Source organism: Nocardioides aromaticivorans (assembly GCF_013408525.1).
Classification (GTDB): Bacteria; Actinomycetota; Actinomycetes; order Propionibacteriales; family Nocardioidaceae; genus Nocardioides; species Nocardioides aromaticivorans.
Genome location: NZ_JACBZM010000001.1, coordinates 1,182,532 through 1,194,603, shown reverse-complemented (window position 1 = coordinate 1,194,603; position 12,072 = coordinate 1,182,532). Strand labels below are relative to the sequence as shown.

Sequence of the window (12,072 nt, the reverse complement as noted above, 5' to 3'; positions counted from 1 at the left end):
CATGACCTCCGCCGACCCGGTCGCCGAGCGCCGCGCCGCCTTCCGCGCCCTCCACGAGCGGGGGTGCTTCGTGCTGCCGAACCCCTGGGACCGCGGGTCGGCCCGCTTCCTCGAGCACCTCGGTTTCCGGGCGCTCGCCACGACGAGCTCGGGCGCCGCGTGGAGCCGCGGCCGCTCCGACGGCTCGGCGACCCGCGACGAGACGCTCGACCACCTCGCCGACATCGTCGGCGCGACCCGGCTGCCGGTCAACGCCGACTTCGAGGACGGCTACGGCGCGAGCGCCGACGAGGTCGCGGCCAGCGTGGCGCTCGCGGTGGAGACCGGTGTGGCCGGGCTGTCGGTGGAGGACGCCTCCGGCGGTGCCCTGTACGACGTCGCAGTGGCCGTCGAGCGGATCGCCGCCGCCCGCGAGGCGATCGACGCGAGCGGTGCCGACGTGCTGCTGGTCGGGCGCAGCGAGGGCTTCATCTCCGGCCACCCCGACCTCCCCGCGACCCTCGACCGCCTCCGCGCCTACGCCGCTGCCGGCGCCGACTGCCTCTACGCGCCCGGGGTCAGCGACCCGGAGCAGGTCGCTGCCGTGGTGGCCGCGGTCGCGCCGAAGCCGGTCAACGTGCTCGTCGGGGGCCGCAGCCCGCTCGGCGTCAACGCGTGGGCGGAGCTCGGCGTCCGCCGGATCAGCGTCGGCGGCGCGCTCGCCAAGGCCGCGTGGCGGGGCTTCGAGTCGGCCGCCGCGCAGCTCGCCGCGGGCAGCTTCGACGGCTTCGCCGACGCCCCCGGCACCGACCTCAACATGCTGTTCAGCGGTTCCTGAGCCGTGCCGCCTGCCGGGTGAGGTGGTCGCGCTCGGCGACATTGCCGGCCCGGGTGGCCGCGAGGGCGTAGAGCCGCGCCGCCTCGCCGAGGTCGCCCGCCTGCTCGTGCAGCCAGGCTGCGGCGGCGTCGCGGCGCGGGACGCCTTGCTCGACCTGCTCGAGCGCCCGCAGCCCGGCCAGCGGGCCGTCGGCGGCGCCGACCGCGACGGCGCGGTTGAGCAGGACCGGCTGGCCGGGAGCGAGGCGGACCAGCTCGTCGTACCACTCGACGACCTGGACCCAGTCGGTCTCGCCGGCGGTGGCGGCGTCGTCGTGGAGGGCGGCGATGGCGGCCTGCACCTGGTACTCGCCGAGCCTGTCGCGGGCGAGGGCCGCCTGGAGGATGTCGACCCCCTCCGCGATCATCGCGGTGTCCCACAGCGACCGGTCCTGGTCGGCGAGCGGCACGACCGCGCCCTCGGGGGTACGACGCGCGCGCCGGCGCGCGTGGTGGAGCAGCATCAGCGCCAGCAGGCCCTCGACCTCCGGGTCGTCGGTGGCGGCGGACAGCTGCCGAGCGAGCCGGATCGCCTCCTGGGCGAGGTCGACGGAGCCGGTGAAGCCCTCGTTGAAGACGAGGTAGAGCACCCGCAGCACCGCGGTGACGTCGCCCGGCTGGTCGAAGCGCTCGCCCGACACGGTCCGCTTGGCGCGGGAGATCCGTTGCGCCATCGTCGCCTCGGGGACGAGGAAGGCCTCCGCGACCTGCGCCGTCGTCAGCCCGCCGACCGCGCGCAGGGTCAGTGCGATCGCCGACGCGGGGGTGAGCGCCGGGTGACAGCAGCGGCTGAGCAGCAGCAGGGTGTCGTCGGCCTGCTCCGTCGGGCCCGGCTCCGGCTCGTGCTGCAGGCGCTCCTCGCGGCGCCGGCGGGCCGCCGCCGAGCGGATCTCGTCGACCAGCTTGCGGCCGGCGACCGTGACCAGCCACGCCTTCGGGTCGTCCGGCCGGGCGTCGGGCCAGCGCCGGACCGCCTCGAGCAGGGCCTCCTGGACGGCGTCCTCGGCGGCCGCGAAGTCACTGCCGCGGCGGACGAGGACGCCGAGGACCTGCGGCCCGAGCTCGCGCAGCAGGTCCTCGAGCCCGTCGCTGCCGGGGTCGCCGGTCACTCGGTGACCACGGGCGGCTCGCCGTAGAAGGGCCGCACCTCGATCCACTCGTGGATCGGCCGACCGCCCTGGCCCGGAGCGGCGGACAACGACGCGGCGGCCTCGTAGGCGCGCTCGTCGGAGTCGACGTCGATGACCATCCAGCCGGCGATCAGCTCCTTGGTCTCCGGGAACGGGCCGTCGGTCACCGGCGCCCTGCCCTCGCCGTCGTACCGGACGAAGGTGCCGCGCGGCTCGAGCGCCTGCCCGTCGACGTACTCGCCGCGCTCGGCCATCTCGGCCGCCCAGTCCCGCATGAACTGGACGTGTGCGTCGATCTCCTCGGGCGTCCACTGGTCCATCGGTACGTCGGTGCCGGGCAGGTTGGCCGGGCCGGTGGTGCGGCGGTAGTGCTTGAGCAGAAGGTACTTCGCCATGACGCTCTCCTTGGGTTCCGAGACGGCCATCGTGCCGCCTTCGCCCCGAGGACGGAACCGAACCTCCGTCCTCGACATCGCTCGCCGGACTTCTTGTGGCGGGATCTCGGAGAGGGTTGTCCGAAAACCCGCGCGACGGATGTCGGTGCCGGTCCCTAGATTGATCCGGTGACGAAGCGCGGCTGGTCGCTGTTCCTGGCGATGTGTGTGATCTGGGGCCTTCCCTATCTCTTCATCCGGATCGCGGTCGAGCACGTCTCGCCCGCGGGCCTGGTGTTCCTCCGTACGGCGCTCGCGGCGCTCGTGCTGCTGCCGCTGGCCCTCGCCCGGCGCGAGGTCGCGCCGGTGCTGGCCCGCTGGCAGCCGCTGGCCCTGTTCGCCTTCATCGAGATCATGGTGCCGTGGGTGCTGCTCGGGCACGCGGAGCAGCGGATCTCGTCCTCGCTGGCCGGGCTGCTGGTCGCGGCGGTGCCCCTCTTCGGCGCGCTGGCCTTCCTGATCTCCGCGCACGCGGAGCGCTTCACCACCGCGCAGATCGGTGGTCTCGTGCTCGGCTTCGCGGGCGTCGCCTGCCTGGTCGGCCTGGACCTCGACCACGTCGACCTGCTCGCCGTGGCCGAGATGCTCGGCGTCGCGATCTGCTACGCCGCCGGCCCGCTCGTGCTCGCGCGCTGTTTCGCCGACGTCTCGGGCCTGGGCGTGATGGCCTGCGCGCTGACCCTCACGGCCCTCGTCTACGCGCCGTTCGGCGTCCTCGACCCGCCGACGGACCTGCCCGCGAAGGCGTGGGGGAGCGTGGCCGTGCTGGCGCTGGTGTGCACCGCGCTCGCGTTCGTCGTCTTCCTCGAGCTGATCAAGGAGGCCGGGCCGACCCGGTCGACGATCATCACCTACGTCAACCCGGCCGTGGCGATCGTCCTCGGCGTGCTGCTGCTCGACGAGAAGGTCACCACCGGCATGATGGTCGGCTTCCCGCTCATCCTCGTCGGTTGCGTCGTGGCCGCCGGTGGCCGGGCCGCGGAGGCCGATGCGACCACCGCGGCCAGCACGGAGCCGGCCGCGGACGTCGTCCTCGAGGTCGAGGCGGAGCCGGAGGCCGACCCGGTCTGACCGGAGATCCCGCCGGTGGCCGAGGAGGTCGCGCAGCGACGCTCGCCCGGTGGTCGAGGAGGTCGCGCAGCGACCGTCACGAGACTCCTGGCCCCGGTGCAGTCCCTGTGCCGGCGAGCACTGCCGCACGACGCATCCCGGTCTCGTGACGCGTGCTCCTCGCTGATCGGGACCGTCCTCGTTCCTCGGACGGTCCCCGCGCTCGGACTCAGACCTCGAGCTTGTAGCCGAGGCCGCGCACGGTGACGAGGTACTTCGGCTCGCTCGGCTCGGGCTCGAGCTTCGCGCGCAGGCGCTTCACGTGGACGTCGAGCGTCTTGGTGTCGCCGACGTAGTCGGAGCCCCAGACGCGGTCGATGAGCTGGCCGCGGGTCAGCACGCGGCCCGGGTTGCGCAGGAACATCTCCAGCAGCTCGAACTCCTTGAGCGGTAGGCGCTGCTCCACGCCGTCGACGGTCACCACGTGCCGCTCGACGTCCATCCGGACCGGACCGGCCTCGAGGGTGTCGGGCAGCAGCTCCTCGCCCGCGCCGCGGCGCAGGACGGCGCGGATCCGGGCGACCAGCTCACGCGGGGAGTACGGCTTGGTGACGTAGTCGTCGGCGCCGAGCTCGAGCCCGACCACCTTGTCGACCTCGTCGTCCTTCGCGCTGACCATGATCACCGGCACGTTCGACGTCTGGCGGATGGTGCGGCAGACCTCGGTGCCGGGGATGCCGGGGAGCATCAGGTCCAGCAGCACGATGTCGGCGCCGTTGCGGTCGAACTCCTTCAGCGCGTCGTTGCCGTCGGCCGCGATGGCGACCTCGAAGCCCTCCTTGCGGAGCAGATAGGCGAGGGCATCGCTGTAGCTCTCTTCGTCCTCGACGACAAGTACCCGTGTCACGGGCGTTCCTCCTGGTCTTCCTGGTGGTCGTGCCTGCGGCGGTCCGGGTGGTCCGGCGACGACGCGAGCGGGGCCAGCCCCATGAAGGGCGACCCCTCGTCCTGGTGGGGGTGCTGGGGGAGCGAGAGCGTGAAGGTGGAGCCCTGGCCCTCGACGGACCACACTCGCACGTCCCCGCCGTGCGTGGCGGCCACATGCTTCACGATCGACAGGCCCAGGCCGGTGCCGCCGGTCGAGCGGTGCCGGGCCGGGTCGACCCGGTAGAAGCGCTCGAAGATCCGCTCCACCTCGCCCTGGGGGATGCCGATGCCCTGGTCGATGACGGAGATCTCGACGTTGTGCCCGACGCGCTTGCGGGTCACCACGACCCGCGAGTTGGGCTCGGAGTACGCGACGGCGTTGGCGACGAGGTTGCTGACCGCGGCGCCGACCTGCTTCTCGCTGCCGAGGACCTTGAGGCCCTCCTCGCCCTCGGCGATGACGGAGATGTCCTTGGCGGTCGCGGTCATGCTCACGAAGTCGACGGCCGATGCGACGACGTCGTCGATCGAGACCGGGACCGGCGACTCGAGCGGCTCGTCGCCCTGCAGCCGCGAGAGCTCGATGATCTGCTGGATCAGGCGCGAGAGCCGGTCGCTCTCGGTGAGCATCCGCGAGGCGAAGCGGTAGACGGCGTCCGGGTCGTCGGAGGCGTCCTGGACGGCCTCCGCGAGCAACCGCATGGCCCCGACCGGGGTCTTCAGCTCGTGGCTGACATTGGCCACGAAGTCGCGGCGTACGGCGTCGACCTGGCGCTCGCGCGTGCGGTCCTCCACGAGGGCCAGCACCAGCCGCGAGCCCAGGGGCGCGACGCGGGCGGTGACGTGGCGCGGGCTGCCCGTGGTGCGGGGAACGATCAGCTCGGTCTCGCGGATCTGCCCGTCGCGGCGCACCTGCCGGATGAGGTCGCCGAGCTCGTCGGACAGCAGCGTCGAGCCGCGCACGAAGCCCATCGCGAAGGCGGGCGCCGAGGCCTTGAGGACGACATCGGACTCGTCGACGACGACCGCGCTGCTGCGCAGCACGGAGAGCACGGCCGCGACGCCGTCGGGGAGGAGCGGTTCCTCAGGAGCCTTGTAGAGGTTCTGCTGGCGGTCGCTGAGGTGCCATGCGAGCATGGCACCGCCTGCCACGACGGCGCCGAGGAGCGCAGCCAGGAAGGCTTGCGTCGTCGGGTCCACGTCTCGATCGTACGGCGATGCGCTGGTGCGTCCCGGAATCGGGAAAGCCGTGCTTCGCGATGTTCATCCTGCGTTCACCGGGCACCGCCTGCGCGACACCTCGCGACCGTAGTCTCGCACCATGCGTGATGCGTACACCGTCGAGCTCGACGCCATCTTCGAGGACCTGGCCGGCATCAGCCGCCAGGTCCGCACGGCCGTCAAGGACGCGACCCAGGCCCTGTTGACCGGCGACTCCTCGATCGCCGAGAGGGTCATCAGCGAGGACGCCCAGATCGACAGCGCCCGCGAGAAGGTCGAGGAGAACGCGTTCAGCCTGCTCTCCCTGCAGCAGCCGGTCGCCGGCGACCTGCGCACGGTCGTCGCCGCGCTGCGGATGGTCGCCGAGCTCGAGCGGATGGGCGACCTGTCCGTCCACGTCGCCAAGATCGCCCGGCTGCGGGTCCCGGACATCGCCATCCCCGCCGAGGTCCGTCCGACCGTCGAGCGGATGGCCACCGTCGCCGAGGACATGGTCGCCCGGGTGACCGACGTGATCGCCGGCCGCGACGTCGAGGCCGCCATCGCGCTGGGCCGCGACGACGAGGAGATGGACCAGCTGCGCCGCCGCAGCTTCACCGAGCTGCTCAGCGACGACTGGAGCCACGGCGTCGAGGCCGCGGTCGACATCGCCCTGCTCGGCCGCTACTACGAGCGGATCGCCGACCACGCCGTGTCCGTCGCCAACCGCGTCGTCTTCGTGGTCACCGGCCACAACCCGGCCCCGGCTGCCTGATCCTCCACCGACACACGGAGCGGCCCGCCCCGGGAGGGGCGGGCCGCTCTGCTCGTCGTGCGGCGGGGCCTCAGGCCGCCTCCGCGTCCACCGCCGCCCGCTCCGGGACCGGTACGACGACCGCGCGCGGCCGGGCCAGCAGGGAGGCGGCGCTGGCGAGGCCGATCGCGGCGATGACCGACGCCGCGGCGAAGCCGGCGTGCGCCCCGACGAGGAAGTCGCCCGCCACGCCGTGCGAGGCGAAGACCGACGCGATGACGGCCAGGCCGACCGCGCCGCCGAGCTGCTGCATGGTCTGCAGCAGGCCCGAGGCGGCACCGGCGTGCTCCGGCTCGACGCCCTGCAGCGCGAGCGAGGTGATCGGCATGAAGCTGCCGCCCATGCTCAGGCCCATCACGAGCAGGGCCGGGAAGACGCCGGTCCAGTAGCCCGTCGTGGCGTCGATCTGGTTGAGGAACACGAAGCTGCCGAGCACGCCGACCGCGCCGGCGACGATGATCGGCGGCTGCCGGAACCGGGCCACCAGGCGGGGCGTGATCCGCGACATGGTGAACACGCTGAGCGGGATCGGCAGGAACGCGAAGCCGGTCTGCAGTGGGCCGTAGCCCAGGTCCTCCTCGAAGTACTGGACCATCAGGAAGAACGTGGCCAGCATGCCGCCGTACAGCGCGGCCATGGTGACCAGGGTGGCGACGCGGGTCCGGCTGCGGAGCAGGCCCAGGCGCAGCAGCGGGTGGCTGTGGCGCGCCTCGGTGACGAGAAGGACGACGACCAGCGCCGCGGCGAGGACGAAGCCGCCGATGGTCGCGGCCGATCCCCAGCCGTGCTCGGGCGCCTTGATGAGCGTCCAGACGAGGGCGACGGCGGCGCCGGTGGCGCTGATCGCGCCGACGACGTCGAAGCGGCCGGGGCGGCGGGGCGTGTCCGCCACGTGGCGACGGACCGTCAGGAGGACGGCGAGGCCGATCGGCACGTTGATGAACAGCGTCCAGCGCCAGGAGAGCAGGTCGGTCAGGACGCCGCCGAGCAGCATGCCGAGTGCGGCGCCACCGGACGATACGGCCGTGAACAGCGCGAGCGCCCGGTTGCGGGCCGCCTCGTCACGAGCGCTGGTGGTGATCAGTGCCAGCACCGAAGGCGCGGCGATCGCGGCGCCGACTCCCTGCAGGGCGCGGGCGGCGACGAGCATCCACGGCTCGGTGGCGAGGCCGCCGAGGAGCGAGAAGAGGGTGAAGACCGCGAGCCCGATCCAGAAGACCGAGAGGCGGCCGAGGACGTCGCCCAGCCGGCCGCCGAGCAGCAGCAGGCCGCCGAAGGCGAGGGCGTAGCCGTTGAGGACCCACGACAGCGACGCGGCGCCGAAGTTCAGGTCGGTGGCGATGTGGGGGAGGCCGACGTTCATGACGGCCGAGTCGAGCACCAGCATCAGCTGGGCGAGGAGGACGATGTAGATGCCCGCGGCGGTGGTCGTCCGGGCGGTTGCCCGGGGTGCCGCGGCGGGCGGCGTGGTGGTTGCTGAAGAAGACAAGGGTGATGTCCTGTTCTGGCCGGGAAGGTCGAGGTAGGCTTTAGCGGAGGATGACTCCGGTTAGTCCTCAACGATACGGAGGGTGTCTCCGTTTAGCAAGGGAGATGGGTGAATTCGTTGCGCGCCGACGCCGTACGCAACCGTGAGCGGATCGCGGACATCGCCCGCAAGCTGTTCCGCGAGAAGGGCTTCGACGCCGTCTCGATGGACGAGGTCGCCAAGAGCGCCGGGGTCGGCGTCGGCACCCTCTACCGCCACTTCCCGACCAAGGAAGCCCTCTACGACGCCGCCATCCAGGCCTGGGTCGAGACCGTGACGGCCGCCGCCGACACCGCCCTCGCCGGCGACGGCACTCCGCGCGACCGCCTGCTGGCGTGGTTCGAGTCCTACGTCGAGTTCCTCACCCGCCACAAGGGCGCCGCCTGGCGGATCACCAGCGCGCTCGGCGACGAGGGCTCACCCTTCGCGGCGAAGTGCCGCACCTACCTCAACGCCAACCAGCGGGTCATCGACGCGCTGGCCGGGGAGGGCGCCCTGCGCGGGGACGTCGACGCGATGCAGCTGTGCCGGCTGGTCGGCGGAGTCGCCGCGGTCGTCGACAACAGCGAGCTGGAGCCCGCCGCGGCGAACGCGATGCTCGCGGTCGTGGCGGACGGGGTGCTGGCGGGCTGACGGTGGGAGTTTCACCGGCCGGCCGGTGAAACTCATGGTTGGACGACGAAGTTTCATCGTCCAAGCGTGAGTTTCGTCGTCCAAGCGCGCCAGTTTCACCGGTCGGCCGGTGAAACTGGCACGAAGCGTCAGACGGGTCAGCGACCCTGATTGGCCACGGCAGCAGCAGCCGCGGCGGCAGCCTCCGGGTCGAGATAGCGGCCACCGGGGACGGTGGGCGCCAGGGTGTCCTCGTCGAGCTCGTAGACCAGCGGCATCCCGGTGGGGATGTTGAGGCCGGCGATGTCGGCGTCGCTGATCTGGTCGAGGTGCTTCACGATCGCCCGCAGGCTGTTGCCGTGGGCGGCGACGAGCACCGTGTGGCCGGCGCGCAGGTCGGGCACGATACCGGCGTCCCAGTAGGGGAGCAGGCGGTCGATGACCTGCTTGAGCGCCTCGGCGCGGGGCATCTCGTCACCGAGGTCGGCGTAGCGGGGGTCGCCCACCTGGGAGTACTGGTCGTCATCGGCCAGGTCCGGCGGCGGGACGTCGAAGGAGCGGCGCCAGAGCATGAACTGCTCCTCGCCGTACTCCTCGCGCACCTGCGCCTTGTCCTTGCCCTGCAGGGCGCCGTAGTGGCGCTCGTTGAGGCGCCAGGAGCGCCGCACCGGGATCCAGTGGCGGTCGGCGGCGTCGAGCGCGAGGGCGGCGGTGTTGATCGCGCGGCGCTGCAGCGAGGTGTGGACGACGTCCGGCAGGAGGCCGGCCTCCTTGAGGAGCTCGCCGCCGCGGACGGCCTCGCCGCGACCCTTCTCGGTCAGCGCGACGTCGACCCAGCCGGTGAAGAGGTTCTTGGCGTTCCACTCGCTCTCGCCGTGGCGGAGCAGCACGAGGGTGAAGGTCATCAGTGCGCACCCTCGGGGGCCGGCGCGACGTCGGCGCAGTTGAAGGTGGCGTCGCCGCCCTCCTCCTCGTGGCTCTCGCCCGCGTGGGCCTCTTCCTCGGCGCCGGCCTCGGCGGCCTCGCCCTCGGTGTCCTCCGACTCGGCGGCCTCGGACTGGGCGGCTTCGGGCGTCGGCACCTGGGTGTACTGGAAGCAGTTCTTGACGACCGGTACGTCGAGGCTGGCCGTCTCGCCGGTGCTGAACGTCAGGTCGAGGGAGATCACGTCACCGGCGGTGAAGTCGCCGGTGAGGTCGATCGGGTCGACGTTGGCGAGGTTGACCGTGCCGCGGCCCGCGACCTCGATGGCCTTGAAGTCGGCGGCCCGGGCGGTGCCGTCGGGGGACGAGACGGACTCGAGCGACGCGTCGTCGTCGTAGTTGTTGGACAGGGCGCCGATCAGGCGGCCCTCACCCTTCGCGGTGGCGAGCACCCGGATGCCGAGCGCGTCGACGGAGTGGTCGCGGTTGTTCGCGCCCGCGGCGATCGTGTTCACCCGGTCGGTGGGGTAGTCGAAGCCGCAGGACGAGAGCGTCGCGGCAGCAGGCACGAGGGCCAGCAGGAGTCCGGCGATCGCGGTCGGGCGCAGGTGGGGCATGTCGGCAGGCCTCCGCTGGTCTGTCGTGGTCGGCCGCCGGGCGGCCGGTGGAACCGGGTGAGCGGCCACACTCTAGCGGTCCGGGATGGCCGCTACTTGCTCAGGCCGACCTTGGCGCCCATCACCGCGATCAGGATCGCGACGATCGCGGTGTAGACCGTCGACAGCGCCAGCAGCCGGGTCGCGCCCAGCTTCAGTCCCAGCTTGAGCGGCAGGTAGGTCCAGCCGTCCTCGTGGTCGGCCACCAGGCCCCACACCGCGCGCATGAAGTGGACGCCGATGCCGAGCAGGGCGGCGAGGACGAGGATGACCGGCTCGGGCGGGTTGCCCTCCGCCTGGCCGCCCCAGCCGCCGAACGACAGGTAGGCCGGAAGCAGTGCGTACGACGCCGCCCACGACCACCACGAGAAGAAGCCCGTGCGCAGCACGACGTTGCCGAGCAGGCCGACGGCGACCGAGGCGAGGTAGAGGCAGCCGGCCTTGATGCCGGTCGTGATCGCGAGCGGGACGAGCAGCAGTGCGGCGACGAAGAGGGCGTACCAGAGCGTCTCGGTGGAGATCCGCCCCATCGCGACGGGCTTGCCGGTCAGGCCGTGGGCCTGGTCGCGCTGCCGGTCGACGATGTCGTTGTGCCAGCCGAGGATGGTCTGGCCCACCAGCACGGTGAGCAGCACGACGGCGGTCTCGCGTGCCGGACGACCGGAGACGGCGGCGGCGAGGCCCATCGCGAGCGCGGTGGTGATGGCCTGCTTGGCGTGCGCCGCCTGGAGCAGCTGGACGGCGAGCAGCCCGCCGCCGAACCGGCTGTCCGTCGCGCTCGGCAGGAGCGGTCGGCCGTCCTCGGGCAGCTCGTCGAGCTCGTCGTCGAGATCCTCGTCCAGCTCCTCGTCCAGCTCCTCGACATCATCGTCCAGGTCCTCGAGGTCCTCGTCGCTCTCGGCGGCGGGGTCGAGGTCGACGTCCGGCTCGGCCGGGTCGGGCTCCTCGACGAGCTCGACCTCACCGACCTCGTCGACCTCACCGGCCTCACCGGCCTCATCGACCTCACCGGCCTCGTCGGCGGGGTCGACGTCGAGCTCCTCGTCGGTGTGCTCGTCGACCTCCGCGTCCGGGCCTGTTCCCTCCCCGGCAGAGCGACTGCGCTTCCAGCGCTGCATCCTTGCCATGGCGAGCAGTATTGACCACCGGCCGCCCGCATGGGCGCGGGCCCGCCGATCGGGCCGCCAATCCCACACGCCCGCCGGATCGCCGGCCCGGGGGCGGCCGTCGTACCCCTGTCGGGTGATCTGTCCCACAGGCCGACGGTGCCCGGGACGCACACCTCACCCGGGTTGTCAAGCCACCGTTGCCGCCCCGATTGCCGTGCTGACCTGCGCAAACGCTTTCTGGTGAGCCGTTGGGGCGTGGTAGGATAGGTGCCCTAGGAAGGGGTTTTGCTCATATGACTTTCACCGTCGGCGAAACGGTCGTCTACCCCAATCACGGGGCCGCTGTCATCGAGAACATCGAGATGCGGACGATCAAGGGCCAGGAACGGCAGTACCTCGTGCTTCGGATTGTCGCCCAGCAGGACCTCGTGGTCCGTGTGCCGGCCGACAACCTCGATCTCGTGGGTGTTCGGGATGTCGTGGACAAGGACGGGCTGGACCGGGTCTTCGGGGTGCTCCGCGCGGAGCACGTCGAGGAGCCGACCAACTGGTCGAGGCGCTACAAGGCGAACCTCGAGAAGCTCCACAGTGGCGACGTCATGAAGGTGGCCGAGGTCGTGCGCGACCTGTGGCGCCGCGAGCGCGACCGCGGCCTGTCCGCGGGTGAGAAGCGGATGCTGGCCAAGGCGCGCCAGATCCTCGTCTCCGAGCTCGCCCTGTGCGAGAACACCAACGAGGACAAGGCCGAGACCATCCTCGACGAGGTGCTCGCCAGCTAGTTCGGGTCGAGCGACCTGAGGCACCTCCTCGCCAACCATCGAAGGCGTCATACGG

The 12,072-nt window shown here is 72.0% G+C and carries 13 protein-coding genes; 5 read left to right on the top strand and 8 right to left on the bottom strand.

What is annotated here, in order from left to right:
• The first annotated feature begins 1 nt into the window (after nucleotide 1).
• Entirely contained in the window at nucleotides 2-817 is an 816-nt protein-coding gene (locus tag BJ993_RS05595) for an isocitrate lyase/PEP mutase family protein (protein ID WP_036550988.1), read from the top strand.
• Here the strand turns inward: BJ993_RS05595 and BJ993_RS05590 are convergent.
• Both BJ993_RS05590 and BJ993_RS05585 read right to left on the bottom strand, forming a co-directional pair.
• A complete protein-coding gene (locus BJ993_RS05590; RefSeq protein ID WP_179648020.1) occupies nucleotides 804-1,964 on the bottom strand; it encodes an RNA polymerase sigma factor in 1,161 nt (386 codons plus the stop codon). The two genes, BJ993_RS05595 and BJ993_RS05590, sit on opposite strands and share 14 nt — an antisense overlap.
• A complete protein-coding gene (locus BJ993_RS05585) occupies nucleotides 1,961-2,380 on the bottom strand; it encodes a YciI family protein (protein ID WP_179648019.1) in 420 nt (139 codons plus the stop codon). The genes BJ993_RS05590 and BJ993_RS05585 overlap by 4 nt, the downstream gene beginning before the upstream one ends.
• A 168-nt stretch (nucleotides 2,381-2,548) precedes the next feature.
• Between BJ993_RS05585 and BJ993_RS05580 the strand changes: the two genes are divergently transcribed.
• Nucleotides 2,549-3,490, top strand: coding sequence for a DMT family transporter (locus tag BJ993_RS05580; protein WP_036550992.1), 942 nt, complete (start codon nucleotides 2,549-2,551; stop codon nucleotides 3,488-3,490).
• A gap of 208 nt (nucleotides 3,491-3,698) precedes the next feature.
• Here BJ993_RS05580 and BJ993_RS05575 read toward each other — a convergent pair whose 3' ends face one another.
• Entirely contained in the window at nucleotides 3,699-4,376 is a 678-nt protein-coding gene (locus BJ993_RS05575; RefSeq protein WP_036550993.1) for a response regulator, read from the bottom strand.
• The gene (locus BJ993_RS05570; RefSeq protein WP_207006748.1) at nucleotides 4,373-5,596 is read right to left on the bottom strand and encodes a sensor histidine kinase; all 1,224 of its coding nucleotides are present in this window, start codon (nucleotides 5,594-5,596) and stop codon (nucleotides 4,373-4,375) included. Before BJ993_RS05570 ends, BJ993_RS05575 begins: the two co-directional genes overlap by 4 nt.
• A 121-nt stretch (nucleotides 5,597-5,717) precedes the next feature.
• Here BJ993_RS05570 and phoU point away from each other — a divergent pair, with 121 nt between their 5' ends.
• Entirely contained in the window at nucleotides 5,718-6,371 is a 654-nt protein-coding gene (gene phoU, locus BJ993_RS05565; protein WP_036550994.1) for a phosphate signaling complex protein PhoU, read from the top strand.
• Between the two features lie 70 nt (nucleotides 6,372-6,441).
• On the opposite strand, the gene BJ993_RS05560 is transcribed toward phoU, so the two are convergent.
• The gene (locus tag BJ993_RS05560) at nucleotides 6,442-7,899 is read right to left on the bottom strand and encodes an MFS transporter (protein ID WP_257026816.1); all 1,458 of its coding nucleotides are present in this window, start codon (nucleotides 7,897-7,899) and stop codon (nucleotides 6,442-6,444) included.
• Nucleotides 7,900-8,007: 108 nt separating this feature from the next.
• Here BJ993_RS05560 and BJ993_RS05555 point away from each other — a divergent pair, with 108 nt between their 5' ends.
• Entirely contained in the window at nucleotides 8,008-8,571 is a 564-nt protein-coding gene (locus BJ993_RS05555) for a TetR/AcrR family transcriptional regulator (RefSeq protein WP_242530344.1), read from the top strand.
• A 137-nt stretch (nucleotides 8,572-8,708) separates the two neighbouring features.
• Here the strand turns inward: BJ993_RS05555 and BJ993_RS05550 are convergent, their stop codons facing one another.
• From BJ993_RS05550 to BJ993_RS05540, 3 genes are all read right to left on the bottom strand, one after another.
• Nucleotides 8,709-9,455, bottom strand: coding sequence for a phosphoglyceromutase (locus tag BJ993_RS05550; protein ID WP_036550997.1), 747 nt, complete (start codon nucleotides 9,453-9,455; stop codon nucleotides 8,709-8,711).
• Entirely contained in the window at nucleotides 9,455-10,090 is a 636-nt protein-coding gene (locus BJ993_RS05545) for a copper chaperone PCu(A)C (protein ID WP_179648018.1), read from the bottom strand. Before BJ993_RS05545 ends, BJ993_RS05550 begins: the two co-directional genes overlap by 1 nt.
• Before the next feature lie 92 nt (nucleotides 10,091-10,182).
• A complete protein-coding gene (locus tag BJ993_RS05540) occupies nucleotides 10,183-11,256 on the bottom strand; it encodes a UbiA family prenyltransferase (RefSeq protein ID WP_179648017.1) in 1,074 nt (357 codons plus the stop codon).
• A 275-nt stretch (nucleotides 11,257-11,531) separates the two neighbouring features.
• On the opposite strand from BJ993_RS05540, the gene BJ993_RS05535 reads away from it, so the two are divergent.
• Nucleotides 11,532-12,017, top strand: a complete 486-nt coding sequence (locus tag BJ993_RS05535; RefSeq protein ID WP_028654642.1) for a CarD family transcriptional regulator — start codon at nucleotides 11,532-11,534, stop codon at nucleotides 12,015-12,017.
• The last annotated feature ends 55 nt before the right edge of the window (nucleotides 12,018-12,072 follow it).

Excerpts from the sequence above, each read along its gene's own strand:
- BJ993_RS05535 (WP_028654642.1), top strand. The coding sequence starts at position 11,532 with ATGACTTTCACCGTCGGCGAAACGGTCGTCTACCCCAATCACGGGGCC.
- BJ993_RS05595 (WP_036550988.1), top strand. The coding sequence starts at position 2 with ATGACCTCCGCCGACCCGGTCGCCGAGCGCCGCGCCGCCTTCCGCGCC.
- BJ993_RS05540 (WP_179648017.1), bottom strand. The coding sequence starts at position 11,256 with ATGGCAAGGATGCAGCGCTGGAAGCGCAGTCGCTCTGCCGGGGAGGGA.
- phoU (WP_036550994.1), top strand. The coding sequence starts at position 5,718 with ATGCGTGATGCGTACACCGTCGAGCTCGACGCCATCTTCGAGGACCTG.
- BJ993_RS05550 (WP_036550997.1), bottom strand. The coding sequence starts at position 9,455 with ATGACCTTCACCCTCGTGCTGCTCCGCCACGGCGAGAGCGAGTGGAAC.
- BJ993_RS05585 (WP_179648019.1), bottom strand. The coding sequence starts at position 2,380 with ATGGCGAAGTACCTTCTGCTCAAGCACTACCGCCGCACCACCGGCCCG.
- BJ993_RS05545 (WP_179648018.1), bottom strand. The coding sequence starts at position 10,090 with ATGCCCCACCTGCGCCCGACCGCGATCGCCGGACTCCTGCTGGCCCTC.